24 protein-coding genes and 1 pseudogene are annotated in these 26,351 nt (G+C 65.3%); 12 read left to right on the top strand and 13 right to left on the bottom strand.

The genetic code is table 11. The features are described from left to right. Positions 1-54 precede the first annotated feature (54 nt). The 4 genes from QMZ05_RS13725 to QMZ05_RS13710 all read right to left on the bottom strand — a co-directional run bounded on the left by QMZ05_RS13725 (position 55) and on the right by QMZ05_RS13710 (position 4,615). Entirely contained in the window at positions 55-861 is an 807-nt protein-coding gene (locus QMZ05_RS13725) for a glucose 1-dehydrogenase (RefSeq protein ID WP_353701227.1), read from the bottom strand. Between the two features lie 103 nt (positions 862-964). Further along, positions 965-1,378, bottom strand: a complete 414-nt coding sequence (locus tag QMZ05_RS13720) for a DUF1850 domain-containing protein (protein WP_353701262.1) — start codon at positions 1,376-1,378, stop codon at positions 965-967. Further along, positions 1,339-3,447 (bottom strand): TRAP transporter permease, encoded by a 2,109-nt coding sequence (locus QMZ05_RS13715; RefSeq protein WP_353701226.1) that lies wholly within the window; start codon positions 3,445-3,447, stop codon positions 1,339-1,341. The genes QMZ05_RS13720 and QMZ05_RS13715 overlap by 40 nt, the downstream gene beginning before the upstream one ends. Positions 3,448-3,667: 220 nt before the next feature. Beyond that, entirely contained in the window at positions 3,668-4,615 is a 948-nt protein-coding gene (locus QMZ05_RS13710; RefSeq protein WP_353701225.1) for a TAXI family TRAP transporter solute-binding subunit, read from the bottom strand. A gap of 169 nt (positions 4,616-4,784) precedes the next feature. Between QMZ05_RS13710 and QMZ05_RS13705 the strand changes: the two are divergent. After that, positions 4,785-4,997: pseudogene (locus tag QMZ05_RS13705) on the top strand (MFS transporter); the annotation flags it as partial. A gap of 461 nt (positions 4,998-5,458) precedes the next feature. Further along, entirely contained in the window at positions 5,459-6,673 is a 1,215-nt protein-coding gene (locus tag QMZ05_RS13700) for an EAL domain-containing response regulator (protein WP_353701224.1), read from the top strand. A gap of 14 nt (positions 6,674-6,687) precedes the next feature. Here QMZ05_RS13700 and QMZ05_RS13695 read toward each other — a convergent pair whose 3' ends face one another. Both QMZ05_RS13695 and QMZ05_RS13690 read right to left on the bottom strand, forming a co-directional pair. Continuing rightward, positions 6,688-7,590 (bottom strand): CoA ester lyase, encoded by a 903-nt coding sequence (locus QMZ05_RS13695; protein ID WP_353701223.1) that lies wholly within the window; start codon positions 7,588-7,590, stop codon positions 6,688-6,690. A gap of 19 nt (positions 7,591-7,609) precedes the next feature. Further along, positions 7,610-8,089 (bottom strand): hypothetical protein, encoded by a 480-nt coding sequence (locus tag QMZ05_RS13690; RefSeq protein ID WP_353701222.1) that lies wholly within the window; start codon positions 8,087-8,089, stop codon positions 7,610-7,612. Positions 8,090-8,298: 209 nt separating this feature from the next. On the opposite strand from QMZ05_RS13690, the gene QMZ05_RS13685 reads away from it, so the two are divergent. Continuing rightward, positions 8,299-8,598: a hypothetical protein gene (locus tag QMZ05_RS13685; protein ID WP_353701221.1), complete on the top strand. Its 300-nt coding sequence runs from the start codon at positions 8,299-8,301 to the stop codon at positions 8,596-8,598. 134 nt (positions 8,599-8,732) lie between these two features. On the opposite strand, the gene QMZ05_RS13680 is transcribed toward QMZ05_RS13685, so the two are convergent. Further along, positions 8,733-9,929, bottom strand: a complete 1,197-nt coding sequence (locus tag QMZ05_RS13680; protein ID WP_353701220.1) for a hypothetical protein — start codon at positions 9,927-9,929, stop codon at positions 8,733-8,735. A gap of 376 nt (positions 9,930-10,305) precedes the next feature. After that, positions 10,306-10,935, bottom strand: coding sequence for a CoA pyrophosphatase (locus tag QMZ05_RS13675; RefSeq protein WP_353701219.1), 630 nt, complete (start codon positions 10,933-10,935; stop codon positions 10,306-10,308). Between the two features lie 93 nt (positions 10,936-11,028). Between QMZ05_RS13675 and QMZ05_RS13670 the strand changes: the two genes are divergently transcribed. From QMZ05_RS13670 to QMZ05_RS13660, 3 genes are all read left to right on the top strand, one after another. Further along, the gene (locus QMZ05_RS13670) at positions 11,029-11,454 is read left to right on the top strand and encodes a PaaI family thioesterase (protein ID WP_050419346.1); all 426 of its coding nucleotides are present in this window, start codon (positions 11,029-11,031) and stop codon (positions 11,452-11,454) included. A gap of 26 nt (positions 11,455-11,480) precedes the next feature. Then, positions 11,481-12,491, top strand: a complete 1,011-nt coding sequence (locus tag QMZ05_RS13665; protein ID WP_353701218.1) for an aldo/keto reductase — start codon at positions 11,481-11,483, stop codon at positions 12,489-12,491. A 236-nt stretch (positions 12,492-12,727) separates the two neighbouring features. Further along, on the top strand, positions 12,728-12,928 hold the full coding sequence (locus tag QMZ05_RS13660) for a hypothetical protein (RefSeq protein WP_353701217.1): 201 nt from the start codon (positions 12,728-12,730) through the stop codon (positions 12,926-12,928). A 100-nt stretch (positions 12,929-13,028) separates the two neighbouring features. Here QMZ05_RS13660 and katG read toward each other — a convergent pair whose 3' ends face one another. Continuing rightward, a complete protein-coding gene (gene katG, locus QMZ05_RS13655; protein WP_353701216.1) occupies positions 13,029-15,194 on the bottom strand; it encodes a catalase/peroxidase HPI in 2,166 nt (721 codons plus the stop codon). 118 nt (positions 15,195-15,312) lie between these two features. On the opposite strand from katG, the gene QMZ05_RS13650 reads away from it, so the two are divergent. After that, a complete protein-coding gene (locus QMZ05_RS13650; protein WP_353701215.1) occupies positions 15,313-16,269 on the top strand; it encodes a LysR substrate-binding domain-containing protein in 957 nt (318 codons plus the stop codon). Between the two features lie 286 nt (positions 16,270-16,555). Here the strand turns inward: QMZ05_RS13650 and galU are convergent, their stop codons facing one another. Then, the gene (gene galU, locus QMZ05_RS13645) at positions 16,556-17,431 is read right to left on the bottom strand and encodes a UTP--glucose-1-phosphate uridylyltransferase GalU (protein WP_353701214.1); all 876 of its coding nucleotides are present in this window, start codon (positions 17,429-17,431) and stop codon (positions 16,556-16,558) included. 224 nt (positions 17,432-17,655) lie between these two features. Here galU and QMZ05_RS13640 point away from each other — a divergent pair, with 224 nt between their 5' ends. Together QMZ05_RS13640 and QMZ05_RS13635 are read left to right on the top strand one after the other, a co-directional pair. Beyond that, on the top strand, positions 17,656-19,038 hold the full coding sequence (locus tag QMZ05_RS13640; protein ID WP_353701213.1) for a lytic murein transglycosylase: 1,383 nt from the start codon (positions 17,656-17,658) through the stop codon (positions 19,036-19,038). Positions 19,039-19,375: 337 nt separating this feature from the next. Further along, entirely contained in the window at positions 19,376-21,088 is a 1,713-nt protein-coding gene (locus QMZ05_RS13635; RefSeq protein ID WP_353701212.1) for an SGNH family hydrolase, read from the top strand. Between the two features lie 248 nt (positions 21,089-21,336). Here the strand turns inward: QMZ05_RS13635 and QMZ05_RS13630 are convergent, their stop codons facing one another. Further along, the gene (locus QMZ05_RS13630; protein ID WP_353701211.1) at positions 21,337-21,714 is read right to left on the bottom strand and encodes a CsbD family protein; all 378 of its coding nucleotides are present in this window, start codon (positions 21,712-21,714) and stop codon (positions 21,337-21,339) included. Positions 21,715-21,785: 71 nt separating this feature from the next. Next, a complete protein-coding gene (locus QMZ05_RS13625; RefSeq protein ID WP_353701210.1) occupies positions 21,786-22,520 on the bottom strand; it encodes an SDR family oxidoreductase in 735 nt (244 codons plus the stop codon). Positions 22,521-22,710: 190 nt separating this feature from the next. Here QMZ05_RS13625 and QMZ05_RS13620 point away from each other — a divergent pair, with 190 nt between their 5' ends. Both QMZ05_RS13620 and QMZ05_RS13615 read left to right on the top strand, forming a co-directional pair. Further along, positions 22,711-23,490 carry an SDR family NAD(P)-dependent oxidoreductase gene (locus QMZ05_RS13620; RefSeq protein ID WP_076860885.1) on the top strand — a complete coding sequence of 260 codons (780 nt, stop codon included), beginning with the start codon at positions 22,711-22,713 and terminating at the stop codon, positions 23,488-23,490. Positions 23,491-23,590: 100 nt separating this feature from the next. Beyond that, entirely contained in the window at positions 23,591-24,478 is an 888-nt protein-coding gene (locus QMZ05_RS13615) for a TauD/TfdA family dioxygenase (RefSeq protein ID WP_353701209.1), read from the top strand. Between the two features lie 177 nt (positions 24,479-24,655). Here QMZ05_RS13615 and QMZ05_RS13610 read toward each other — a convergent pair whose 3' ends face one another. Further along, on the bottom strand, positions 24,656-25,315 hold the full coding sequence (locus QMZ05_RS13610; protein ID WP_353701208.1) for a YqgE/AlgH family protein: 660 nt from the start codon (positions 25,313-25,315) through the stop codon (positions 24,656-24,658). Positions 25,316-25,469: 154 nt separating this feature from the next. On the opposite strand from QMZ05_RS13610, the gene QMZ05_RS13605 reads away from it, so the two are divergent. Beyond that, positions 25,470-26,288, top strand: a complete 819-nt coding sequence (locus QMZ05_RS13605) for a protein-disulfide reductase DsbD domain-containing protein (RefSeq protein WP_353701207.1) — start codon at positions 25,470-25,472, stop codon at positions 26,286-26,288. Positions 26,289-26,351: the final 63 nt, after the last annotated feature.

The raw sequence follows: 26,351 nt of genomic DNA, 5'->3' as shown, positions 1-26,351 counted from the left end.
GCGATGCATTCCGACCTCTCCCCAATGGGGCGAGGTGAAGCGAGCCCTCGTTGCTCACGCCCCCGACTTCGAGGTGATGCCGCCGTCGACCACGAGCTCGATGCCGGTGACATATTTCGACTCGTCCGAGGCGAGGAACAGCGCGGCGTTGGCGACGTCCCAGGCGTCGCCCATGTGCCCCATCGGCACCTGCGCGTCGCGCGCGCGCCACATCGCCTCGACATCGCCCTTGGCGTAGCTCTGCGCGAGCCCGGCCGAATGCGCGACCATCGGCGTCTTCATCAGCCCGGGCAGGATCGCGTTGACGCGGACATGCTTGGAGGCGAACTCGACCGCGGTCGAGCGCGTCATCTGGTTCATCGCCGCCTTGCTGGCATTGTAGCTGACATAGGAGATGCCGACATGGCGGATCGAGGCGATCGAGGAGATGTTGATGATCGAGCCGCCGCCCTGCTTGATCATGACGGGAATGACGTGCTTCATCGACAGATAGGCGCTCTTGAGGTTGACCGCGAACACGCGGTCCCACTCGGCTTCCGCCACTTCCACCACGCTGCCGACCTCGGCGATCCCGACATTGTTGTCGAGCACATCGATGCGGCCATAAGCCTTCAGGCAGGCCGCGACCATCGCCTCGACCTCGCTGGCGCGCGAGACGTCCGCGGTGAATGCGGCGGCCTTGCCGCCCTCCTCGGTGATGATCTTGACCGTCTCCTCGGCCGCCGCGCCGTTGCGATCGACGCAGAACACGCTGGCGCCCTCGCGCGCGAAGGTGACGGCGGTCGCCTTGCCATTGCCCCAGCCGGGTCCAATCGAGCCCGCGCCGACCACCATCGCAACCTTGCCCTTGAGCCGATCCATCGCCTGTTCTCCGTTGTTGTTCTTGCAAGAGGACCGTAGCCCGGATGAAGCGCCAGCGAAATCCGGGGCCGCTGTTCCCGGATTTCGCTGCGCTCCATCCGGGCTACGGATCTCGGCAAACACTCATCGTCGTGACATTAGCACCGATCGGATGCCCGAAAATCTCCGATAACGTTTGGCAGCGTCCCGCGTGGCACAGATGCCATTCGCCCGCGGCACCGGAATTACCGAGCACGACCTCCGCCCTTTGCACCGGCTGTGGCGACCATTGAAACCAGCCATCGACGAGGCGCGCCTCCGGCGGCGGCTCCATGCCGGCGCCGGTGCCTTTGATGCGCGCCTGTTGCAACGTCAGCCCGGCCGGCGTGACCAGCCAGTCTTCCTGCCAGGCGGTCTTCTCGATCGAATGCGTCCAGGCGAGCGTGAAGGCTGCGACCTGCAGCGCCTTCACGACACCGGCGGAGGCAAGGCAGACGCTCAAGCCGCCGCCACCGCATCGCGCGGGCGCTGCCGCCACTGCCACAAGACGACACCGGCAGCGAGTGTGAAGCCCGCGGTATCCGAGAAGCGGAAATCGCCCAACAGGCAGAGCGCGGCGCCGAACGCAACCGCGATCTCGATCAAGGTCAGCCGCGTGAACAGGAAGCCGATCGCGACGATGCCGAACAGCCCGATTGCCACCAGCGCCTTGAAGGTCGCCAGCGCCACCGCGCCGTAGAAGCCGAGCTGCGCGGCCATCGGGTCGTTGGTTTGCAGCATCAATGCCGGCGAGTAGACGAAGATGAAGGGAATGACGTAGCCGGCGAGCGCGATCCGCATCGCCTCCCAGCCGATCTTGTCCGGATTCTCCTTGGCGATCGGCGCCGCCGCCAACGCCGCAAGCGCGACCGGCGGCGATAGGTCGGCCATGATGCCGTAATAGAATGCGAACATGTGGCTCGCGATCAACGGCACGCCGAGCTTGGCGAGCGCGGGGGCTGCGAGCGCAGCCGTGATGATGTAGGTCGGGATGGTCGGGATGCCGGTGCCGAGCAGGATCGACAGCAGCATGGTCATGATCAGCGCCAGGAACAGGCTCTTGGCGCCGAGCCCGATGATCCAACTGCCGAAGATGGTGCCGACGCCGGTCTGCGTCATCATGCCGATGATGGTGCCGACAATGGCGCAGGCCATGCCGACGGTCAGCGCCGACTTGGCGCTGTCGGCGAGCGAGTCGCGGCAGGCCCTGAGCGTGGCGCGGCCGCCGCGGGTGATCGCCGCGATCACGATCAGGCCGGCGACGACGCTGGCAACCGGCACGATCTCGAGCCCGTGGCGCGACACCGCCGCAACCACCAGCGCAAGCCCGATCCAGAAGACATAGCGCACGACGGTGTTGGAGAAGCCGAGCGTGATGCTGGCGCCGAGGATCAACGCCACCGTCAGCGCGAGCCCCATGCTGCCGGCATAGAGCGGCGTGAAGCCTTCGAACAGCATGTAGACCAGCGCCGCGAGCGGCAACACCAGGTACCAGCGCGCGACCAGCGCTTTCCAGGCGCTCGGGATCTCCGAGCGCTTCATGCCGACGAGGCCATGCTTGCCGGCTTCCAGATGCACCATCCAGAACGCGGAGGCGAAGTACAGGATCGCCGGAATCACCGCGGCCTTGACGATCTCCGAATAGGCAACGCCGAGCGTCTCCGCCATGATGAAGGCGACCGCGCCCATCACCGGCGGCATGATCTGGCCGCCCATCGAGGCGGTGGCCTCGACGCCGGCGGCAAAGGCGCGGCGGTAGCCGAACTTGATCATCAAGGGAATCGTGAACTGGCCGACGGTGACGACATTGGCGACGCCGGAGCCCGAGATCGTGCCCATCATTCCCGAGGCGAACACCGCGACCTTGGCCGGGCCGCCGCGGGTGCGGCCGAACAGGCCGAGCGAGACGTCGGTGAACAGCTGGATCATGCCGGCGCGTTCCAGGAACGAGCCGAACAGGATGAACAGGAAGATGTAGGTCGCCGAGACGTAGATCGGCACGCCGTAGAAGCCTTCGGTGCCGAACGAGAGATGGGTGACGATCTGGTCGAAGTCATAGCCGCGATGGTTGAACGGCGACGGCAGATACTGCCCGAAGAACCAGTACAGCAGACAGGCGCCGCACATCAGCGGCAACGCCGCCCCCATCAGGCGCCGCGTGCCCTCGAAGATCAGGACCGCGAGCAGCGTGCCGACCGCAAGGTCCATGTTGGTCGGATCGCCGTCGCGGGCGATCAAATCGGCATAGAAGATCCACTGGTAGAGTCCGCAGAGGAAACCGGCGGCGCCGACAATCCAGCTCACCGCGCGGCCGAAATCGGTCTTCGCGGTGAAATTGCCGATCAGGCCGAAGGTCAACAGAATCAGGAAACCGACATGGACGCCGCGCACCACCTGGCTCGGCAGATAGTTGAACGCCGCGACATAGAGCTGGAACACCGCAAAGGCGAGACCGATGGCGTAGGCCAGATGCCCCCAGGCGCCTGGGCCGAAGCTCTCCGGAAAGCCATGCTCGAAATTGTCGAATTCAACCTTGATGGGCTCTTCGCCCGCAACCCGTTGCTGCATTGAATAAGTCCCCCGCCGTGCCCGCGACGCTTATATCTACAGAACCCGCCCACCAAAAGCCGCGTCAGGAAAAGCGGGCCCGTCATTGCGAGCCAACGGGTCGCGCGAACACGCGCCCGATGACAGGCTCCGCGAAGCAATCCATTTCGCCGCAAGCCGAGAGATGGATTGCTTCGTCGCTTTGCTCCTCGCAATGACGGCAAGGAGCAGACGTCCTGACCTACTTGATCAGGCCCTTTTCCTTGTAGAAGCGAATCGCGCCGGGATGCAGCGGCACCGGGCTGCCGGTCGCGGCGGCCTCGAGCTTGATCTCCTTGCCCGCGGCATGGGCATTGGCGAGTTCCGGCAGCGATTCGTAGATCAGCTTGGTCATCTGATAGGCGAGATCGTCCGACACCGCGCTCGAGGTGACGAGGTAGTTCACGACCGCAGCGGTCGGCACATCCTTGTCCTGGCCGGTATAGGTGTTGGCCGGAATGATCACGGAGACGAAGGGCGGACCGATCTTGTCGACGGTCTCCTTCGGCACGGCGACCACGGTGATGTCGCTCGAGGTCGAGAGGTCCTTCAGCGAGGCGACGCCGAGGCCGGCGGACTGCAAGGTGGCGTTGAGCTGGCGGTTCTTCATCAGGTCGACCGATTCGGCGAACGGCAGATACTCGACCTTGCCGAGATCCTTGTAGCTCATGCCGGCAGCCGCGAGGATCGCGCGCGAGTTGAGCTCGGTGCCGGACTTCGGCGCACCGACCGACAGGCTCTTGCCCTTGAGATCGGCGAGCGTCTTGATGCCGCTTTCGGCGGTCGCGACGATCTGGATGTAGTTCGGATAGATCGCGCCGATGGTGCGCAGCTTGTCGAGCTTGGTCTTGAAGCCGGCCTCGGCGTCGCCTTCCCAAGCTGCCTTCAGCGAATCGCCGAGCGTGAAGGCGATCTCGCCGCGGCCCTGCTGCAGCAGCACCAGGTTCTCCACCGAGGCCTTGGTCGCCTGCACCTGGGTCTTCACGCCTGATATCTTGTCGCCGTAGATCTTCCCGATCGCGACGCCGAGCGGGTAGTAGACGCCCGAGGTGCCGCCGGTGAGCACGTTAATGAACTGCTCGGCCTGCGCGACCGGCGCAGCCAAAACACTGGCTGCCACGATCGCGGCAGCCATCAACCTAGAATTCATGAGCAATATTCTCCCCTAAGCCGGGCCGGAAATTGGCCGCACACCCCCGCCGGGTCAACCCATCCAATTGACGCATGCGTGGCCGAAATGCCTGATGGCAGCACCACCTTACCTGCGCGGGAACTCTGCGCGAGCAAGCGGGTTAAGATGCGCAATCTCGCCGCGAGGTATGACTTGCAGCCGTCCGGGACGACGACCGTTGAGCGCGCTTGATGCGTTGAACTTCTTCCTCGCCGACGTGCGGGACGGGCTCGGCCCCTATCTTGCGATCTACCTTCTGACCGAACGGAAGTGGGACGAGGCCTCGATCGGCTCGGTGATGTCGATCGCCGCGATCGCCAAACGCGCCCTGATGATCGCCGCCGCCATTGTCGCGAGTCTGTTCCTTTGCGGCGTCGCTCCTGTGCGTCGATGCCGGAGACGCTGCGCACGGCAACGGCGACATCGCACGCACCTGCTTTGGCATCACACGACGGATGATCCGTGATTCGCCGTTGGCGCGCCGTGGATCACCGCACGTGAAGCGATCCGATGTCCGACAATGATCCAGTTCCGCATCTGCATCGACGCGACAACACAGTCATTAACGCCGTCTCTCGATGACACACGCGCGCAATGTTTCTGCGTACGTCCAAAGTCGCGCACAATCGCGCTCATGAAGCTCAGATGACGCATTTGTTGCACGTGTAACCGCGGCAAGACGCAGCGATTCCGGCTTCATTTGATTCGAATTGAATCCTTTAAGGTTAGCGAGCCAATCAATGTATGAACCAGAAATTTCCATGATTGCCGGGGTTCTTAGATGTACGAGTCAAGCCGGGGTAATTACGGACAAGGCGGGGCATGAATCACATCAGCCACATCACACAAACACGCGCCGGATGGTTCGGACATCGCAAGCTGACCCCGCGCGCATGCATTGCGGACAGCAAAAAACACCTTCGAACCTTCCTTGCAGAGGCGCTGGAAGACCTCGGCTTCATCACCAGTGAATGCGGCCAGGCACTGGAGCTCGACACCGTCCTGGACGCGGAACGGCCCGATCTTCTGGTGCTCGGCGTGTCCGTGGACGGCATCGAAGTCAGTAAAATTCTCGAGACTTTGGTGAGAAAGGACTATCGCGGCAAGGTCCTCGTCATCGGGCAACCGGACTCGATCATCGTCAAGGCGGTCCGGCAGATCGGCGATGAGTACGGCATCGCCATGCTGCCGGCCCTGTCCACCCCGTTCAGCGCCGGATCCCTTCGTGACAGTCTGGCCTCGTTGCTGCCGCTCGAACCGGCGCCGAGCCCGGCGGTGGACGTGCCCGAAGCGCTGAAAGCCGGCTGGCTCGAGCTGTGGTATCAGCAGAAAATTCATCTCCGGACGCTGGTTCCGAGCGGAGCCGAGGCACTGATCCGGATGCGCCATCCCGCATGGGGCGTCGTGCCGCCGGCCTACTTCATCCCCGACGAAAGCGATCCGCATTTTCACGCGCTGTCCGAGTTCGTGATCGAGCGCGCGATCGAGGACTGGCGCTATCTCCTCGAACAGATCGGGCCGGTCAATCTCTCGATCAACCTGCCGATCTCGTTTCTCGCCGACGATCATGCGGTGCGCGAGCTGTGTTACCGGATTCCGGACCATGCGGCCTTCGCTGGCCTGCTGATCGAGATCGACAGCACCGAGGTGGTCGACAATCTGGATCTCGCGATCGAGGTCGCGAGGCGCGTTCGCCTGCACAATATCGGCATCTCGATCGACAATGTCGGCGCGAACTGGCCGTCCTTGCTCGGACTGCCGAACTTTCCGTTCGTCCAGCTCAAGGTCGATCATCAATACGTCACCGGCTGCGCGGATCAGCGCCTGAAGCAGACGGTGTGCCGGCGCATCGTCGAGCTCGCCCACGATGCCGGCGCGCAGGTCGTGGCCCAAGGCGTCGAGACGCGCGCGGATTTTCTCGCCGCGCATGAGATGGATTTCGATCAGGTCCAGGGCTACCTGTTCGGCAAGCCGATGGGCGTCAAGAAGTTCGCCCGTTCACGGATGCACTTCTCGGAGAAAGAGCCGGCCTCCTGAGGCATCGCCTCCGCTCAGGCGCGAGCTTGGCGATCGATCGCGTGCAGCGCCTCGCCGCGCGCGATCAACCGCTTCGCGTTGGAATAGGTCGGGACTTCCAGCAGCGAGCCGTCGAGCTCGACGCGGCCGAGGCCCTGCGTTCGCGCCGCTTCGAAGGCCGCGACGATCCTGCCCGCCCGGCGCAACTCGTCCTCGCTCGGCGTGAGGACGCCGTTGACGATGGCCGCATGCGCGGGATCGACCAGGCTCTTGGCGGTGTATCCCAGCCGTCGCGCCCAGACCGTGTCGCGCGCGACGCCCGCGGCGTCGCTCCAGGTGTAAGGGCAATCCACCGCGACGACGCCGGCGGCGCGACATTCCACGATGAAGCGCTGCCGCGCGTAAGCGAGCTCCAGGCCGTCGCTGCCGCGCTCGGCGCCGAGATCGGCCGCGAGATCTTCCGACGCCATCAGGCAGCCGATGGTGCGCCGGCTCGCCGCCGCGATCGCGCCGGTCTGCACCAGGCCGCGCGCGAACTCGATGTTCGGCAGCAGTGACGTCGATCCCTCAGCGATGCCGTAGTCGCGCTCGAACCGCGTCACCGCCTCGTCGAGCCTGACGACATGGTACGGCTCGGCGACCTTCGGCAGCGCGACAATATCAGGACGGCCGCGCATCACGGCGGCAAGATCGTCCATGCCGTCCTGGTCCAGCGGGTTGACGCGGACCGCGACCACCACGCCCTGGTCGCGCCAGGCCGCGTAGAGCTCGGCCGCCAGCGCCCGCGCCTTCGGACGCAGCGACGGCGGGGTGAAGTCCTCGAGTTCGTGGATCAGTACGTCGGCGCCGCTGGCGGCCGCGTGCTGCAGCACCTGTTCGTTGGCGCCTTCGAGAAACAGCCAGGAGCGGCAGAGCGGGGCTGGGCGCAGCTTGCGCATCACACGGCCCGCACCGCCATCACTGAAACGTCATGTCGAGGCATTTCGAGATATCGGAGCCGAGGCCGGACGAGATGGTGATGCAGCCGCGAACCTTCTGGGTGGTGGTATCGTTGGCCCAGATCGCATAGCCGCCGGTGCCGAAGAACGAGTTGGTGTTCGGCGGCTCGGTCTCGGTGGCATCGAACGTGTAATTGCCGTCGGTCTCGAAGATGCGCGGCTTCTTGGTGCAGCTGCCGTCGGCCTGGACGTTGATGACCTCCTTGTTGTCCTGCGTCAGCGCCAGCGAGACCTGGCAGCGGAAGTATTCCGAGGTCTTGGCGTTGAACAGATAGGCGTAGGATTTGCAGGTCGACGTCTTGAGCTTGCCGGCGGACAGGCCGCGGCTGCAGGAGATGCGCTGGTTGTTGGAGAGCTTGAACTCGTCCGCTTGCGCGACTGACGCCAGCGTCATGAACGACAGAGCGACACCGATACCGATCTTCATGACGTGGTTCATCGCGATCACCCCCAGGTAGTGTTTCCGCCAATCAAAGCGTTTGTAAACGGAAACGCGAAGATAGTCGCCAAGCTTGATGCGGGAAATCACAAAGTCGCTGATCTCTGTGAGCGGCCGCGCCGATTGTCGTATTGACGCCCGAATACCGTTCGTGATTTGTTCAGAGACGTGGGGACGATGCCGTTTTTTTTTTCGGCCGGAGGTGGATCATGACGCATTTTTTGACCAAGACCTTTATTGCGACCGCGACCCTTGCTGCGATGACGACATACGCATTCGCGCAGGAGGCTGCGCCCTGGGAGCTGAAGTCCGACATGGGCTACGCCTATGACAAGGAGGGCAAGACCTGGGCCTACAAGATGGGCACCAGCAATGCCGGCACGCTGCTGAAAGGCGCCAAGAAGGTGCCGAAGGGGACGCTGTTCTTCATCGGACAGAACGGCCAGCTCTACATGCGCTCCGGGCCCTATCTCGAGGGCGACGGCAAGTTCATGTTCGGCTCGAAATAGAGCGTTTCGAGCGAAGTGGACGCCGGTTCGCGTGAAGGAAAAGCGTCAAAAGAAGAGGCTGTCAAAAGAAGGGTCTTGGGCTCCGGTTCTGATTCAATCAGAACCGGAAATGCGCTGACGTTATTCGGCAGACCTCAGAACGCCCCGGCCAATTCCCTTGCGCCGGGCTTGTTGCTGTTGAAGTCCATCCGCTCGTTGGTGACGGCAAGCAGCTTGGCCACTGTGTTGTGGCGGATCGCGACCGGGTTGCGCTCGTAGCCCGAGCGCTGGAAGAAGTTCGTGGTCGGCACCTGCTCGCGCATCGCCTGCGGCATTGTCACCATGTCAAACCCGGTGCCGTCGCCCGTCAGGTTCATCATCTCGAGCTCGGCCGCGGTCAGCGGCCTTGCGTAGCCCTTGTTGCGGGCGAAGATCACCGAGGTCAGCAGCTTGTGGGTCTGCAGCATCGGGCCGACATCGATGTCGAGCACCATGGCGTGGCACGCCCAGCCTTGCGCGGTGTCGGCGAGGCGTTGATGCGCCGACCAGTCGTCGGGCACGGTACGGGTGAACGCGACCATCTTCTTCAGCACCGCGAGCTTGTGCTCCATGGCCTTGCGCGCCGGCCCCTGCGTCCTCGCAACGCGCTCGGTCAGATCCCGCACGAATTCATGGCCCTGCTCGGCCAATAGCTCGACGGTGTTGGTGGTGAGCAACTGATTGTAGCCCATCGCGGTCGAGATGGCGCGCTTGCCGCCATGCTCGATCCCCGCCTGCACGTCGTAATTGCCGGTGCCGCCGGTCTCGAACGAATAGACCCGCACCGCCTGCTCCGGCGTCAGCCCCGCCGCGCGCGCGTAGCGGGCATAGGCGCGCTTGAACTCCACCTCGCTCGACGGCCGCTGCGGCGCAAACTGGAATTGCTCGGCCGCCGCCCTGACGAGATCCGAGACCACCGGGATCGTCTTGGGCGGACGCGGCGGCTTGCCACCCTCCTCCTCGGGAGCCGGATTGACCGGCCGCCTCGGCCCCTCATAGACCGGCGGCTGCTGCAGCACGTAATCGTCGAGCGTGATCTGCACGCGGTCGCGGCGCTTGGCGTTGCGGCCGCGCCGCTTGTCGGCGATCGCGCTCCAATAGGCACCCGCATCCTGCTCGAAGGCGGCGCGCGCCTCCTCGTATTCCTGCAACTTGCGGCGATATTCCATGATCGCCTGCGGCGACGCCTGCGCCATCGCATTGGCGACGGACGGCGGCAGCGCATCGGCCTCGCCGGCCGATACTGACGGCGCGCCGGCGACAAGCGCGAGCGCGACAAATCCTGACGAAAGGCGAATCAATTGCGGGCGCATGGCCTCGTTGTAGCAAGCACTGCTGCGAAGTCAGCCCGGAAATCTCCGGATCGGAGGCGGCCGGATGCCGCGATCAGGTCCAGAATTTTCGCCACAATGCGGTGTTCTCCGAAGAATGCGTGTCCTGGGAAGGCCTTGGAGATTGCGATGAGGATGGCACTGTGGCTCGCCACCGCTGGCGCTCTGATACTCTCCGCACCGGCGCGCGCCGAGCGTCCGGACTGCGGGTCGTTTCCGGATACGCGTTCACGGCTCTCTTGTTACGAGAATGTGTCGCGCGCGCCTCCGGAACCCGCGACCGCGACGCATCCGCCCGTTGCGCAGGGCAAGGCAATGAAGATGAACGCCCGCAAGCGGCATCACCGATAGCGTCGGCCTACTTCCATGCGAACACCGGCTGCTCCAGATCGGCGACGCGGGTGTTGCGGCCGGCGAGCACCTCACGGAACTGATAGATCAGCGCGGCGGTCGGCGCATGGATCTGCTGGCCGCCGAGCCGGAAGCGGATCACCCGCCGCGCGCTCTCGGGTATCGTGACGAAGCTGAACGCGTCGTCGATCTCGATCGCATCGAGGCCGATGCGGTGCACGGACGCGACTTCATCCGGGTTCGGCGCAAGCGCCGCATGCGCGCCGGCCCAGACCACGACCGGTGTGATCAGATAGCCGGAGCGCGTCGGATAATCGTCGAGCATGCCGAGCACGTCGCGCGGGCCAAGCGCAAGGCCAAGCTCCTCGTGCAATTCGCGCAGCGCGGCCTGGGGCTGCGTCTCGCCGGCATCGCAGCGCCCGCCGGGCAGCGCCCATTGCGCGCTGTGGGCGCGCAGGCGCGCGCTGCGCCGGGTCAGCAGGAAGGCCGTGCCGTGGCCGTCATCGGTTTCGGTCAGCGCGATCGCGACCGCCGCGCGCTTCAGCGCCGGCGCGGCATCGGCCGCGGCCTGACGCGCGAACGCGGCACAGAGCTCTGCGATATTCCGCCGGGTGGCATCGTCAAACGTGCGGGCCATTGCGCTTGACTACAACACAACAGCGTTTGATGAAATGAGCGGAACGACATGCCTCCTGCGATCAATCATAGCTAAGCAACGGATCCTCACCTCATGACGGCCAAGGCCGCGGACAGACTCAAATCCGACGGCTGGAAGGTCGCCGACACCACGGGCTTCCTGACGCTGATCGGCCCCCTGTGGGAACGGTTGAAGGACGGCGCGCTCGAGCTCGCGCTGATCACCGAGGACAAGCACCATAACCGCCGCGGCCTGGTGCAAGGCGGTGTGATCATGACCTTCGCCGACCGCGCCTGCGGCATGGCCGCGCGCTTCGTCTCGGGCAAGCCGACACTTGCGACGGTGCAACTCGACACCCATTTCGTCGAGGCCGGCAAGATCGGCGAGATCCTGACGACGCGGCCGCGCGTGGTACGCTCGACCCGCAGCCTGATCTTCATCACGGCCGAGGTGACTGTCGACAAGCGCTGTATCGCGATGGCCAACGGCGTGTTCAAGATTCTGAAGAACGAGAGTTGATCCCCGTCATTTCGGAGGAACGATCGATGCAATACCGTCAGCTCGGCCGCAGCGGCCTGAAGGTTTCGCCGATCTGCTTGGGCACCATGATGTTCGGCGGGCCGACCGATGAGGCGATCTCGTCGCGGATCGTGGCCAAGGCGCGCGAGGCCGGTATCAACTTCATCGACAGCGCCGACGCCTATAATGGCGGCAAGTCCGAAGAGGTCGTGGGCCGCGCGATCTCGAACAGAAGGTCGAGCTGGGTGCTCGCGACCAAGCTCGCCAACCCGATCGGCGACGATCCGAACCATGGCGGGCTGTCGCGGCGCTGGGTGTTGCAGGCCGCCGACGAGAGCCTGAAGCGGCTAGGCACCGACTACATCGACGTCTATTACCTGCACAAGGAAGACCACGCGACGCCGCTCGACGAGACGGTGCGTGCGATGGGTGACCTGATCCGCGCCGGCAAGGTGCGCTATTTCGGCGTCTCCAACTACCGCGCCTGGCGCGTCGCCGAGATCTGCAACATCTGCGACCGGCTCGGCATCGACCGTCCGGTCGCGAGCCAGCCCTATTACAACGCGATGAACCGGATGCCGGAGGTCGAGCACTTCCCGGCCTGCGCCTATTACGGCCTCGGCATCGTGCCCTACAGCCCGCTGGCGCGCGGCGTCTTGACCGGCAAATACGCGCCCGATGCGGCGCCGCCTGCGGACACCCGTGCGGGGCGCAACGACAAGCGCATGATGCAGACCGAGTGGCGGCCGGAATCCTTGCAGCTGGCGCAGGAGATCAAGCGCCACGCCGAGAGCCGCGGCATCACCGCCGGGCAGTTCGCAGTGTCCTGGGTGCTGAACTCGTCGTTCGTCAGCGCCGTGATCGCCGGCCCGCGCACCGAGGCGCAATGGGACGACTACATCCGCGCGCTCGACTATCGCTTCACCGCCGAGGACGAAGCCCTGATCGACCGTCTCGTCGTGTCAGGCCATCCCTCGACGCCGGGGTTCAACGATCCGGCGTACCCGATCGAGGGACGGCGGGCGCGGACTGGATAGCGCGAGCAGCGGCCGCACGGCTCGGGTTGGACATTCAATTCTATCCGCCGTCATTGCGAGGAGCGGTAGCGACGAAGCAATCCATTTCTCCATGCGGCATGATGGATTGCTTCGCTTCGCTCGCAATGACGGTGTCCACTCGGCAACGCCGAAGTTACGTTTCGTAGCTTCCGAATTGCGCAAGCGTCGCGCCGGCTGCACCATCGTCGCATGGAAATGCTGATGCTGGTGCTGCCATGACGGCAACCAATGTACTGGACTGGATCGTCGCGCTCTTCGTCTGCTGGGCCAGCCTGACTGCAATCATCGAGCCCCGGCGCGACGTCTCGCAGTGTGACGGCCCCATTGTAGCAAGCAGCGCGCAACAAGCGCCGCTGGCGGCACCAACGCAGGCAGAGTTCGAGGAGATGATCCGGGACATGAAGCTGCACGACTGAGCAAAGCGCAGAAAGCCCTTCGTCTTCAAACCGGCGTCCCCTGAAATGAAACAGGGCGGCGCCGAAACGCCGCCCTGTCCAGATTGCCGCTGCTGGCCGCTTACTTCACGAGATCGAAGCGATCCGCGTTCATCACCTTGGCCCAGGCCGCGACGAAGTCGTTCACGAACTGCTCCTTGGCATCCGACGAGCCGTAGACTTCGGCGAACGCGCGCAGCTGCGAGTGCGAGCCGAAGATCAGGTCGACGCGGGTGCCGGTCCACTTCACCGCGTTGGTCTTGCGGTCGCGGCCCTCATAGAGGCCCTCGCCGGCATCGCTCCACACCGTGCCCATGTCGAGCAGATTGAGGAAGAAGTCGTTGGTCAGCGTCCCCGGCTTGCCGGTGAAGACGCCGTGCTTCGACTTGTTGGCATTGGCGCCGAGCACACGCAGGCCGCCGACCAGGACCGTCAATTCCGGTCCTGTCAGCCGCAGCAGCTGCGCGCGATCGACCAACGCCTCCTCGGGCAGCATGGCCTGGGGCTTGCCGCTGAGATAGTTGCGGAAGCCGTCAGCTCGCGGCTCGAGCGGGGCGAAGGAGTGCGCGTCGGTCTGGTCCTGCGACGCGTCGGTACGGCCCGGCGTGAAGGGGACCTTCACATTGGTGCCGCCGTCCTTCGCCGCCTTCTCGATCGCAGCCGCGCCGCCGAGCACGATCAGATCGGCGAGCGAGACCTTTTTGCCGAACTCCTTCTGGATGGCTTCGAGCTTGGACAGCACAGTCTTGAGCTGCGCCGGCTCGTTGACATCCCAGTCCTTCTGCGGGGCGAGACGGATGCGCGCACCGTTGGCGCCGCCGCGCTTGTCCGAACCGCGGAACGTGGAGGCCGAGGCCCAGGCGGTCGATACCAGTTCGGACACCGACAGACCCGAGGCAAGGATCTTCGCCTTGAGCGCCTCGATATCCTTGTCGTCGATCACGGCGTGATCGAGCGCCGGCACCGGGTCCTGCCAGATCAGCGTCTCCTTCGGCACCAGCGGGCCGAGGTAGCGCTGGATCGGGCCCATGTCGCGATGCGTGAGCTTGAACCAGGCGCGGGCGAAAGCGTCCGCGAACTGATCCGGATGCTCGTAGAACCGGCGCGAGATCTTCTCATAGGCCGGATCGAAGCGCAGCGAGAGGTCCGTGGTCAGCATGGTCGGGACGTGCTTCTTCGACGAGTCGAACGCGTCCGGAATGTCGGCCGCAGCGCCCTTCGCCTTCCACTGCTTCGCACCTGCCGGGCTCTTGGTCAGCTCCCATTCATACTTGAACAGGTTGTCGAAGAAGTGGTTGCTCCACTTGGTCGGCGTCTGGGTCCAGGTGACCTCGGGGCCGCCGGTGATCGCGTCGGCGCCGACGCCGGTGCCGAACTTGCTCTTCCACCCCAAGCCCTGCTCCTCGAGCGCGCCGCCTTCCGGCTCCGGCCCGATCAGCGACGGATCACCCGCGCCGTGGGTCTTGCCGAAGGTGTGGCCGCCGGCGATCAACGCAACGGTCTCTTCGTCGTTCATCGCCATGCGGAAGAACGTCTCGCGGATGTCCTTTGCAGCGGCGACCGGGTCGGGATTGCCGTTCGGGCCTTCCGGGTTGACGTAGATCAGGCCCATCTGCACCGCGCCGAGCGGCTCGGAGAGCTGACGCTCGCCGCTGTAGCGCTCGTCGCCGAGCCAGGTGCCTTCCGGACCCCAATACAGCTCTTCCGGCTCCCATACGTCGGCACGGCCACCGGCAAAGCCGAACGTCTTGAAGCCCATCGATTCCAGCGCGACGTTGCCGGCGAGGACATAAAGATCGGCCCAGGAGATCTTGCGGCCGTATTTCTGCTTGATCGGCCAGAGCAGCCGGCGCGCCTTGTCGAGGTTGGCGTTGTCAGGCCAGCTGTTGAGCGGGGCGAAACGCTGCTGACCGGCACCGGCGCCGCCGCGGCCGTCGCTGATGCGGTAGGTGCCCGCCGAGTGCCAGGCCATGCGGATCATCAGGCCGCCGTAATGGCCGAAGTCCGCCGGCCACCACTCCTGCGACGTCGTCATCAGGGCCGTCAGGTCCTTGATCACGGCGTTGAGGTCGAGGGTCTTGAATTCCTTGGCGTAGTCGAACCCCTTGCCCATCGGATCGGACAGGCTGGAGTTGTGATGCAAGACCTGAACGTCCAGCGACTTCGGCCACCAGTCACGATTCGTGTGTCCGCGAGGGGCTGCCGTGAATGGGCATTTGCCCGCGCCTTCGTCGGTTTTTGCGTCCATGTTTCTTCTCCGAGGTGATGGATTCTGGAATGTGCTGGAGCTCTTCCAAGAATGATTCTACGCGCCTCAATCCATCAGGTGAAATTGACTTTAATGATCGCGTCGATAAGATAATCTGATGATAAATGTCACACTCCGGCAACTGAGGTATTTCGATGCGCTGGCCCGCCACGGGCATTTCGGGCGTGCCGCGGATGCCTGCGCGGTGTCGCAGCCGGCGCTGTCGATGCAGATCCGCGAGATGGAACAGGCGGTCGGCGGCGTCCTGATCGAACGCAGCGCGCGCCAGGTCACGCTGACGGCGTTCGGCGAGGAACTTTTGCATCGCGTGCGCGACATCCTGCGCTCGGTCGACGAGCTCGGCGATTTCGCGCGCGCCTCGCGCGACAAGCTCGCCGGACGGCTGCGCGTCGGCATGATCCCGACCATTGCGCCCTATCTGCTGCCGAAGGTGATCGAGACCCTGGCGCGGCTGCATCCCGAGCTCGACATCCATGTCCGCGAGACGCTGACGCCGAAGCTGATCAAGGAGGTCGCCGAGGGCCGGCTCGACACCGCGATCGTGGCGCTGCCGGTGTCGGAACCGTCGCTGACCGAGGTCGCGCTGTTCTCGGAGAATTTCCTGCTGGTGCGCCCGGGCGAGGATGCCAAGACGCCGGTGCCGAGCGCCGAGATGCTGCGCGAGATGCGGCTGTTGCTGCTCGAGGAAGGCCATTGCTTCCGCGACCAGGCGCTTTCGTTCTGCAACATGCAGTCCTCGCCGCCGCGCGAGGTGCTGGATGCAAGCTCGCTGTCGACGCTGGTGCAGATGGTCGGCGCCGGCATCGGCGTCACCCTGATCCCCGAGATGGCGGTGACGGTGGAGACGCGCTCGGCGCCCGTCACGGTGTCGCGCTTCAAGCATCCGCAGCCGTCGCGCACCGTCGGCATGGTCTGGCGCAAGACTTCGCCGCTCGCCTCGCAGCTCCAGCAGATCGCGGACGTGGTCTCGCTCGCGGCCCGGGAGTTGCGCGCGCCGAAGGAAGGTGGCGCGAAGGAGCCGGCGAAGCGCGCGGGGCGAAGGAAGGCTGGGTGATCGCGGCTGGGTCTTGGAGTGGACGCAGCCCGCGTTTGACGCGCGCATCTCGCCACACTCTCAGCTGTCGTCCCTGCGAAAGCAGGGACCCATACTCCGCGGCGGATGTTGTGAACGGGACTCGTCGTTCCAGCATCGCGCAACAATGAGATTCGGTGGTTATGGGTCCCTGCTTTCGCAGGGACGACACCGAATTTGTGGGCGCAGTCCGTAGCAACCGTTAGATCATGATGGTTGCTACGAAGCTGTCGTTCCGGCTCCCATGGCAGGCCCCGGATCGACCCCCTCACTTCTCCAGATACTTCTTCATCTCGGCGATCAGGCCGTCGCGCAGTTCGGGGCGCTTGAGGCCGAAGGCGATGTTGGCGCGGAGGAAGCCGGGCTTGGAGCCGCAATCGTGGCGTTCGCCCTCGAACTCGACGCCGTAGAATTTCTGCGTCTTGGCGAGCCCGATCATCGCGTCGGTGAGCTGGATCTCGCCGCCCGCGCCGCGCTCCTGCGTCGCCAGGATGTTGAAGATCTCGGGCTGCAGGATGTAGCGGCCGGTGATCGACAGGTTCGACGGCGCGGTGCCCTGCGGCGGCTTCTCGACCATGCCGTCGACCTCGAAGATGTTGCCGGTGCGTTTGCCGACGCCGCAAATGCCGTATTGATGGGTGAGCTCGTCGGGCACCGCCTCGACCGCGATCACGTTCGACTTCTCGCCGAGCTTGTTGGCGGCGTCGATCATCTGCTTCAGGCAGCCCGGCGTGTTCAGCACCAGCTCATCCGGCAGCACCACCGCGAACGGCTCGTTGCCGACGATGTCGCGCGCGCACCACACCGCGTGGCCGAGCCCGAGCGGCGCCTGCTGCCGGGTGAAGCTCATCGCGCCGGCCTCCGGCTGGTTCTGCGCCAGGATGTCCTGCTCGGTCTTCTTGCCGCGTTGCGCGAGCGTGGTGTCGAGCTCGAACATGCGGTCGAAGTGATCCTCGATGACGCCCTTGTTGCGGCCGGTGACGAACACGAAGTGCTCGATGCCGGCTTCCCTCGCTTCGTCGACCACGTACTGGATCAGGGGCTTGTCGACGATCGTCAGCATCTCCTTCGGCATCGCCTTGGTGGCAGGCAGCACGCGGGTACCGAGACCGGCGACGGGAAAGACGGCTTTGCGGATCTTCATGGGATTATCGGGGGCCCTTGAAATGGGTGGGACGACGGCGCGAAATGAATCGCACCTTGGTACCTCGTTTTGCAGCCGCCAACAAAGGCGGATGTGTGGTGCGGCTTAATTCCGCCGTTCCCGTCAGCCAATGCGGGCCACGACGAAATCTCGCCCATGTTAAGTTATTGGAAACCGTCCCGGGTCCTTCTGGAACAGCACGTTTTTTGACAGGCACACGACAAATGCGCTCGATAGGAACATCACAGACCAGGCTTTTCAGCGCGAGCCTGATCGCGCTGGCGCTGCTGCTGCCCGGCAGCACGCAGGCTCAATCGGCGGGCAACGGCCTGACCAACCTGATCGACAGCATCTTTTCCGGACCGAACGCCGCGACGCCGCCGCAGGCCGCGACCGGGCAGGACGGCGCCGCGCCGCCGTGGAGTGGCGAAGACGGCGCCTCCGGCCATCCGCTGATGACATCAGCCGCGATCCGCCAGGCGGCCTCGGACTTCCCGAATTGCGTCGCTGCGATGTGGCCAGATGCCGCACGGCGCAACATCACGCAGCAGAATTTCGAGCGCTTCACCGCCGGCCTGCAGCCCGATCTGCGCATCATGGACCTGTTGGATTCGCAGCCGGAGTTCACCAAGGCGATCTGGGATTATCTCGACATCCTGGTGAGCGACGCGCGGCTCGCCAAGGGCCGCGAGGTCCTCGCCAAATACAAGCCGCAGTTCGACGCGACCGAGAAGGCCTATGGCGTCGATCGCTATATCATCGCCGCGATCTGGGGCATCGAGTCGAACTACTCGACCCAGATGGGCGATCGCAGCGTGGTGCAATCGACCGCGACGCTTGCCTGCATCGGCCGCAGGCAGGCCTATTTCAAGGACGAATTCCTGTCGGCGCTGGAGATCCTCAACCGCGGCGATCTCAGGCCCGAGCAGATGCGCGGCTCCTGGGCCGGCGCCTTCGGCCCGACCCAGTTCATGCCGACCGCGTTCAAGCGCTACGCCGTCGACGGCGATGGCGACGGCCGCCGCGACGTCGTCGACAATCCGAGCGACCTGATCGCCTCGACCGCCAACAATCTGAAGAAGGACGGCTGGCAGCCCGGCGCGAGCTGGGGCTACGAGGTCGTGCTGCCGCAAGGCCTGAATTACATGCTGGCCGACCGCGCCAAGGTGATGCCGCTGTCGCAATGGGAGCAGCTCGGCGTCAAGCGGGCGGGCGGCCAGCCGTTCCCGCGGTCGTCCGACAAGGCCTATCTGCTGGCGCCGGCGGGCGCCGAGGGGCCGGGCTTCCTGATGCTGCAGAACTTCCGGGTGATCATGAAGTACAACCCGGCCGAGGCCTATGCGCTCGCGATCGGCCATTTCGCCGACCGCCTGCGCGGCGGCGCGCCGTTCGTGCAGCCCTGGCCGCGCCAGGAGCGGGTGCTGTCGCGCGCCGAGCGGCTGGAACTGCAGCAGCTGCTGGCCCAGCGCGGCTTCTACAAGGGCACGCCCGACGGCCAGTTCGGCGGCCAGACCCGCGAGGCGCTGCGCGGCTTCCAGGTCTCGATCGGCGCCCCGGCCGACGGTTTTGCCACGTCAGAGGTGCTGGAGCGGCTGCGGGGGCAGTAGAGCCGCGGGTTACGGCTCTTGCGCCCACCTCTCCCGCTTGCGGGGGGAGGTCGGATTGCATCGAAGATGCAATCCGGGTGGGGGCTTTCTCCGCAGAATGACTGGTCCCATCGCGGTGACACCCCCACCCCGGCCCTCCCCCGCAAGCGGGAGAGGGAGCGCAGTTCCGTCGCGGCAACCGCCTGGCACCGCCCCGAAAGTAACCGTGAAATCCGATATTTGCCGTCCGCCTTGACGGTGGCCGGAGGCACCCGATTTATGGTGGAAAAGCTGCCCGCTTGCGGCCCGATTCCGCTAATATGCTCACGTACTTCCAGATCATTTGCGACCGAACCCGATGCGAGAGCCGAAGTCCTTCCTGCGCGTATTCACCGAAGCCGGGCCGCTGGTCGCGCTGGCGGTGGCGCTTGCGCTGTTGATCGGCATCGCGCAGCCGGCCTCGGCGCAGTTCTTCGGCTTCCCGGGCTTCGGCGGCGGACCACCGCAGCCGCAGCGCCGCGCTCCGCCGCAGCATGGCGGTGGCGGCGGCTGGTTCGGGGGCGATTTCTTCGCGCCGTTCCAGCAGCAACAGCCGCAATCGCAGCCGCAGCGGCCGCGCGAGGATTTCTCCCGTGCGCCGCCGCCGGCCAAGCGCGAAGCCGCAGCCGAGCGCAACGTGCTCGTGATAGGCGATGCGATGGCCGACTGGCTCGCCTATGGCCTGGAGGATGCCTATTCCGATCAGCCCGACATGGGCGTGATCCGCAAGCACAAGACGGTGTCCGGTCTGATCCGCTACCAGCCCAAGGGCGACCCGGCGGATTGGGCTGCGGCCGCCAAGGGCATTCTCGCCACCGAGAACCCCGACGCCATCGTCGTGATGCTCGGCCTCAACGACCGCACCTCGATCCGCGAACCGGTCGTCGAGAAGAAGGTCGACAAGAAGGACGAGAAAAAGGACGCGCGCGGCAAGCCGGACGCAAAGCCTGGCGACAAGCCCGATGCCGCTGCCAAAACCGATAGCAAGGTCGACAATAAGCCCGCCGAGACCGAGCCGCCGGCCGACGACGCCGACACGGACTCGCAGGCCGCGCCGGAAAAGACCGCGCGCTCGGCCAACGGCGTCTCCGAATTCCGCGACGACCGCTGGGTCGAGCTCTACGGCAAGAAGATCGAGGAATTGATCAACGTGCTGAAGAGCAAGGGCGTGCCGGTGCTGTGGGTCGGCCTGCCCGCGATCCGCGGCCAGAAGGGCACGTCGGACATGCTGTTCCTCGACGCGCTCTATCGCGACGGCGCCGGCAAGGCCGGCATCACCTATGTCGACGTCTGGGACGGCTTTGTCGACGAGGCCGGCCGCTTCATGCAGAAGGGCCCGGACTTCGAAGGCCAGCCGCGCAAGCTGCGCTCCGATGACGGCGTGTTCTTCACCAAGGCCGGCGCGCGCAAGCTCGCGCACTATGTCGAGCGCGAGGTGACGCGCCTGCTCGCGGTGCGAAGCGGCCCGATCGCGCTGCCGAGCGAACCGGCAACGCCCGAGACCAGCACCGAGCCCGGCAAGCCGGCGCCGCGGCCGCTGGCGGGCCCCGTGCTGCCGCTGGTCGCCTCCACGGTCGGCACCGATCAATTGCTCGGCGGCCCCAGCTCGCGGCCCGCCGCGGTCGATGCGCTCGCCGCGCGCACGCTGGTGAAAGGCGAGGCCTTGGCGCCGCCGGCCGGCCGCGCCGATGATTTCGCCTGGCCGCGCCGCGAGATCGGCCGCGAGCAGGCCAAGGGCGACGTGCCGGTTGCTGCGGTGACACCGGCTGCACCGGCAGGGGGACCTGCGAATCCGCCGCCCTCGACCACGGCGATCGCGCCCGACGGTTCGATCATCACCGCGCCGAAGCCGCAGAAGCGTGTGTTCCGTCCGGCCCAGGCCCAGCCGCAACAACAGCAGCCGCAGACGCAGCCCTGGCTGCGCGACTTCTTCGGCTTCGGCGCGCCGCAGCAGCGCCCGCTGGTCGCGCCGCCACGTCCGCCGCGCAATGTCGGACAGCGGGCCACCGGGCCGGGGAATCCCTGGCAGTAAGCGGCGCACTTTCTGATCAATCGACGCTATTATCCACGTCATTGCGAGCCACCCGGTCGGCGCGAAGCGCCGCCGGATGACAGGCTCCGCGAAGCAATCCATCTGTCCGCCCGCGGATAGATGGATTGCTTCGTCGCTTCGCTCCTCGCAATGACGGCGGTTGGTAGGGCTGATTAGCGCAGCGTAATCCGCCGACGTCTTGCGCGGAAAGATGGCGGGTTACGCTGCGCTAACCCGCCCTACAAATCTCAGCCGTAATAGCGCCAGCGTGACGGCGGCGGGCGGCGCGGCTGGCGCGTCATCAAAAGCGCCAGCGCAAAGCCGATGCCGCCGGCGATCAGGAGCGCGCCGAGCGGATTGTCCTGCACCGATCTTGCCATCGCCTTCTGCCCGCCGCGGATGGTCTCACCGCGATGCTCATAGGCGTCCTTGGCGTAATTGACCGCGTTGTCGGCGGCGTCGCGCGCGGCATCCTTGGCCTGTCCGTAGAGATCCTGCACGGTGCCGGCGGCTTCGCGCGCACGGCCAGATGCCTGCGTCTGCGCATCACCGGTCGCATCGCCAATTGCGCCTTCGGCCTTGCCCGCGAACTCCTTCGCCGTTCCGAAAATCCGATCCTTGTCCATCACGACTGCTCCCTGAAACTGTCAGGGAGCCAACCGCGGAACCTCGCGCAGGTTCCTGTAGCTGTCTCGCGCTAGAGAATGAGCCCGCCGTCGACGACGATGGTCTGTCCGACGATGTAGGACGCAAGCGGCGAGGCCAGGAACAAAGCGGCGCCGGCCATGTCGGCGGGCGTGCCGAGACGCTTCAGCGGAATGCGCCCGAGCGCGCCTTCGAGCCGCTTTGGATTCGCGGTCGTCGCCTTGGTCATCTTGGTGTCGACGAGGCCCGGCGCGATGCCGTTGACGCGGATGCCGTCCTCCGCCCAGGCCTCGCCGAGCGTGCGCGTCAGCCCGACCGCGCCGGTCTTCGAGGCGTTGTAGGCCGGATTGCCCATGGTGGAATGATACGCCGCGGTCGAGCTCACGATGATCAGCGATCCCTGGCTCGCGGTCAGCATCGCGTGGAATTTGGTGGCGCAGGCCATCAGGCTCATCAGATTGACTTCGAGCACCTTGCGGAAGCCCTCCATCTCGAATTCCCCGCGGCGGTAAATCACCGCGCCCTGCGCCAGCACCAGCACGTCGAGCCGATCGAACGCCGGGGTGAGGCGTTCGATCGCCTGCGGATCAGAGACATCGAGCTGCGCATAGGCAAGGCCATCCAGATGCGAGCCTTCCTCCGCGGAATAGTCGCTCGCCTGCGCGCGGGTGCCGTACACGGCGACGCGCGCGCCCTTGGCGCGGAAGGCCTGCGCGATGCCGTTGCCGATGCCGCTGGAGCCGCCGACCACCAGTACCTGCTTGCCGCCGAAATCGAGCTCGTTCATCGCGTTCCTCCCTCATGCTGTTTTCTTGATTGAGCATGATCCTTTGCGAAAAGCCAACGCAAAAGCCCACGCAAAACTTGCGTTAACGCGCTGCGCGCGTGCCGGAAACGGATCACCGGTTTGACGTCTCGGCGGATCGGTGCCAGCGTTGCAGCTCGCACAACGCAAAAAAATCAACGGGAGGTCCGTCGTGTCCGAATACAAGCAGCTCAGCCGTTCGGTGAAGGGCCTCACCGTTCTCGTCACCGGCGCCGCCAGCGGCATGGGCCGCGCCACCGCGCGCGTGTTCGCCGATGAGGGCGCCAATGTCGCGGTCACCGACCTGACCGAAGAGGGCACGCAGGCGGTGGCGAAAGAGATTTCGGCGAGCGGCGGCTCGGCAAAGGCATGGACGCTCGACGTCAGCGATCGCGACGCCATCACCAGGGTCGTCAACGACGTCGCCGCGCATTTCGGCGGGCTCGACATCATCGTCAACAATGCCGGCATCTCGGTGCGGGTGCCGATCGACGATCCCGGTTATGAGGACGCCTGGGCCAAGGGCATCGCCGTGATGCTGACGGCGCATCCGCGCATCATCCGCGCCGCGCTGCCATACCTGCGCAAGTCGCGCTCGCCGCGCATCGTCAACATCGCCTCGACCGAAGCTCTGGGTGCAACAGGCCTGCACAGCCCCTACTCCGCGGCCAAGGGCGGCGTCACCAGCCTGACCCGCTCGCTCGCAGTGGAACTGGGGCGCGAAGGCATCACCGTCAACTGCATCTGCCCGGGCCCGATCCGCACAGGCATCACCGACCGCATCTCCGAGGAGCACAAGACGATCTACGCCAAGCGCCGCACCGCGCTCGCGCGCTATGGCGATCCGGAGGAGGTCGCGCACATGACGCTGAGCCTGTGCCTGCCCGCCGCATCCTTCCTGACCGGCGCCGTGATCCCTGTCGACGGCGGGTTGATGGCGCGGAATGCCTGACCCGCGCACGGCCGCGAAGCGTTGACAGGCGGCGCCTCGGGAGTAGCCTTCCCGTCAAACGAAGCGGGACAACCGCCCGCGCTATACGGGGAGACACGCCATGACGGTCCTGATCCGGCAGCTTCACAAGCATTTCGTCGGCGAGGTCTCCGGCGTCGATCTGCGCAAGCCGCTGACGAAGCAGGAGGCGACCGACATCGAGGCCGGCATGGACAAGTACGCCGTACTCGTCTTCCACGGCCAGGACATCACGGACGAACAGCAGATGGCGTTCGCGCTGAACTTCGGCGAGCGCGAGCACTCGCGCGGCGGGACCGTGACCAAGAAGGAAGACTACCGCCTCTCCTCCGGGCTCAACGATGTCGGCAACCTCGGCAAGGACGGCAAGCCGCTGCCGAAGGATCATCGCACCCATCTGTTCAACCTCGGCAACTGCCTGTGGCACTCCGACAGCTCGTTCCGGCCGATCCCGGCAAAATTCTCGCTGCTGTCGGCGCGCGTCGTGAACCCGAAGGGCGGCAACACCGAATTTGCCGACATGCGCGCGGCTTACGATGCGCTCGACGACGAGACCAAGGCCGAGATCGAGGACATGATCTGCGAGCACTCGTTGATGTATTCGCGCGGCTCGCTCGGCTTCCTCGACTACACCGAGGAAGAGAAGCAGATGTTCAAGCCGGTGCTGCAGCGCCTGGTGCGCACCCATCCGGTGCACGGCCGCAAGTCGCTGTATCTGTCGTCGCATGCCGGCGCCATCAGGGGCATGAGCATGCCGGAAGCGCGGCTGTTGCTGCGCGACCTCACCGAGCACGCGACGCAGGGCGAATTCGTCTATGTGCACAAATGGACGCTGCATGACCTCGTGATGTGGGACAACCGCCAGACCGTGCACCGCGTGCGCCGCTACGACCAGTCGCAACCCCGCGACATGCGCCGCGCCACGGTGGCGGGAACGCAGCCGACGGTGGCGCAGGAGGCGGCGGAGTAGGGTGCAATTGCAACCGTCGTCCCGGCGAAGGCCGGGACCCATTACCACAACTGCACATGATTGCACGACGCTGTGGCCCCAGCGCAGCACCACAACCGCACCCTGTGGTTATGGGTCCCGGCTTTCGCCGGGACGACATCGGTGATGTGGGGAGATCGTTGCTACAACGCTGACAGCCTACGCGTGCCCGGCGTCGTTCGACAGCATGCCGGCCTCGATGCCGATCTTGCGCAGGGCGCGGGCGTATTTCTCGTCGACGTCGGTGCCGAAGATCAGCTCCGGATCGGCGTCGCAGTGCAGCCAGCCATTGTGCTGGATCTCGTTCTCGAGCTGGCCCGGCGCCCAGCCGGCATAGCCGAGCGCGAGGATCGCGTGCTTGGGGCCGGCGCCCTTGGCGATCGCCTTGAGGATATCGACGGTCGCGGTGAGCGAGATGCCGTCGTCGATGTTCAGCGTCGCGTCCTGAATGTAGAAGTCGCTGGAATGCAGCACGAAGCCGCGGCCGGTGTCGACCGGGCCGCCCTTCATCACCTTCATCATCTCGGCATTCTCGGGCAGCTGGATCTGGTCCGACTTCTCGATGATGTCGAGCTGCACCAAGAGCCCCGGAAAATCGATGCTGCCGGCCGGGCGATTGACGATGATGCCCATCGCGCCTTCCGACGAATGCGCGCACATGTAGATCACGGAGCGCTCGAACCGCGGGTCGTTCATCACAGGCATCGCGATCAGCATCTGGCCATCGAGATAGCCATCATCGGTGGCATCGGGACCAACGGCCGGGCTTCTGCCGGCGGCGGTCTTGCGAGTCTTGCCTGGTTTGCCTTCAGGGCGCATCCGCAAAGGCCTTTCCTGCTGATTTGGCATCCTGATATTGGGTGGCGGTTCTGTCAATCAACCATCGGCCGCAGTGCGGCGATGCATCACAAGCAATTCAATGGTTTGCAACCAAAGTTGCAGGTAAAGACGTCTCATGGTCGTCACAGTTCCCATGCGTGCCGCATTTGGCGTTGCCGCCTTGATTTCCGTCGCATCCGTAGCCGCGGAGGTTCGCGCCGACGACGCCTCGCCGTGGCAGCAGGACACCCATTCCGCAGTGCGGTTGCTGGCGGGATCGCGCAGCGGCGCGGTGCTGCTTGGCGGCATCGCTTTCCAGTTGCAGGACGGCTGGAAAACCTACTGGAGGACGCCGGGCGATTCCGGCGTGCCGCCGCGGTTCGATTTCTCGAAGTCGGACAATGTCGATGCGGTCACGGTGATGTGGCCGGCGCCGCGCCGGTTCGACGACGGCGCGGGCGGCACCTCGCTCGGCTACAAGCACCAGGTGGTGCTGCCGCTGCGCATCGTTGCGAAGAATCCCGACAAGCCTTTGGTGCTGCGCGCCGACATCAACTACGCGGTGTGCGAGAAGCTCTGCGTGCCGGTGGAGGCGAAGGCCGAGCTTGCGTTCGCGAGCGTCGCCTCGACCGAGGACGCTGCGCTGTCGGAAGCGCTCAACGCGGTGCCGAAGCCCGCCAATATCGGCGATCCCGCCCCGTTCACGATCCGCGACGTCAAGCGCGACGGCAACAACGTGCTGGTCGATGTCACCGCGCCGGAGAGCAAGGACCTCAGCCTGTTCGTCGAGGGGCCGACGCCGGACTGGGCGCTGCCCGTGCCCAAGCTGGTCGAGCACGCGCCGCCGGGCGTGAAGCGCTTCTCGTTCGAGCTCGACGGCCTGCCGCCCGGCGCCAAGGCGGACGGCGCCGCGCTGAAGCTGACCCTGGTCGGCGGCGACAAGAGCTATGAATTCAATATCAATTTGAACTGACGCCACAGCGTTTGAACTGACGCCTCGGCGTCGTCCCGGCCTAGTGCGCAATTGCGCACGGGA

Source organism: Bradyrhizobium sp. INPA03-11B (assembly GCF_040446015.1).
In the GTDB taxonomy this organism is placed as follows: Bacteria; Pseudomonadota; Alphaproteobacteria; order Rhizobiales; family Xanthobacteraceae; genus Bradyrhizobium; species Bradyrhizobium macuxiense_A.
This window is presented reverse-complemented; position numbering and strand designations above follow the sequence as displayed.

Bases quoted from the DNA above. Each gene is read 5' to 3' on its own strand.
- QMZ05_RS13725 (WP_353701227.1), bottom strand. From the start codon at position 861: ATGGATCGGCTCAAGGGCAAGGTTGCGATGGTGGTCGGCGCGGGCTCG.
- QMZ05_RS13715 (WP_353701226.1), bottom strand. From the start codon at position 3,447: ATGCAGCAACGGGTTGCGGGCGAAGAGCCCATCAAGGTTGAATTCGAC.
- QMZ05_RS13710 (WP_353701225.1), bottom strand. From the start codon at position 4,615: ATGAATTCTAGGTTGATGGCTGCCGCGATCGTGGCAGCCAGTGTTTTG.
- QMZ05_RS13700 (WP_353701224.1), top strand. From the start codon at position 5,459: ATGAATCACATCAGCCACATCACACAAACACGCGCCGGATGGTTCGGA.
- QMZ05_RS13695 (WP_353701223.1), bottom strand. From the start codon at position 7,590: ATGCGCAAGCTGCGCCCAGCCCCGCTCTGCCGCTCCTGGCTGTTTCTC.
- QMZ05_RS13690 (WP_353701222.1), bottom strand. From the start codon at position 8,089: ATGAACCACGTCATGAAGATCGGTATCGGTGTCGCTCTGTCGTTCATG.
- QMZ05_RS13685 (WP_353701221.1), top strand. From the start codon at position 8,299: ATGACGCATTTTTTGACCAAGACCTTTATTGCGACCGCGACCCTTGCT.
- QMZ05_RS13680 (WP_353701220.1), bottom strand. From the start codon at position 9,929: ATGCGCCCGCAATTGATTCGCCTTTCGTCAGGATTTGTCGCGCTCGCG.
- QMZ05_RS13675 (WP_353701219.1), bottom strand. From the start codon at position 10,935: ATGGCCCGCACGTTTGACGATGCCACCCGGCGGAATATCGCAGAGCTC.
- QMZ05_RS13670 (WP_050419346.1), top strand. From the start codon at position 11,029: ATGACGGCCAAGGCCGCGGACAGACTCAAATCCGACGGCTGGAAGGTC.
- QMZ05_RS13665 (WP_353701218.1), top strand. From the start codon at position 11,481: ATGCAATACCGTCAGCTCGGCCGCAGCGGCCTGAAGGTTTCGCCGATC.
- QMZ05_RS13660 (WP_353701217.1), top strand. From the start codon at position 12,728: ATGACGGCAACCAATGTACTGGACTGGATCGTCGCGCTCTTCGTCTGC.
- katG (WP_353701216.1), bottom strand. From the start codon at position 15,194: ATGGACGCAAAAACCGACGAAGGCGCGGGCAAATGCCCATTCACGGCA.
- QMZ05_RS13650 (WP_353701215.1), top strand. From the start codon at position 15,313: ATGATAAATGTCACACTCCGGCAACTGAGGTATTTCGATGCGCTGGCC.
- galU (WP_353701214.1), bottom strand. From the start codon at position 17,431: ATGAAGATCCGCAAAGCCGTCTTTCCCGTCGCCGGTCTCGGTACCCGC.
- QMZ05_RS13640 (WP_353701213.1), top strand. From the start codon at position 17,656: ATGCGCTCGATAGGAACATCACAGACCAGGCTTTTCAGCGCGAGCCTG.
- QMZ05_RS13635 (WP_353701212.1), top strand. From the start codon at position 19,376: ATGCGAGAGCCGAAGTCCTTCCTGCGCGTATTCACCGAAGCCGGGCCG.
- QMZ05_RS13630 (WP_353701211.1), bottom strand. From the start codon at position 21,714: ATGGACAAGGATCGGATTTTCGGAACGGCGAAGGAGTTCGCGGGCAAG.
- QMZ05_RS13625 (WP_353701210.1), bottom strand. From the start codon at position 22,520: ATGAACGAGCTCGATTTCGGCGGCAAGCAGGTACTGGTGGTCGGCGGC.
- QMZ05_RS13615 (WP_353701209.1), top strand. From the start codon at position 23,591: ATGACGGTCCTGATCCGGCAGCTTCACAAGCATTTCGTCGGCGAGGTC.
- QMZ05_RS13610 (WP_353701208.1), bottom strand. From the start codon at position 25,315: ATGCGCCCTGAAGGCAAACCAGGCAAGACTCGCAAGACCGCCGCCGGC.
- QMZ05_RS13605 (WP_353701207.1), top strand. From the start codon at position 25,470: ATGCGTGCCGCATTTGGCGTTGCCGCCTTGATTTCCGTCGCATCCGTA.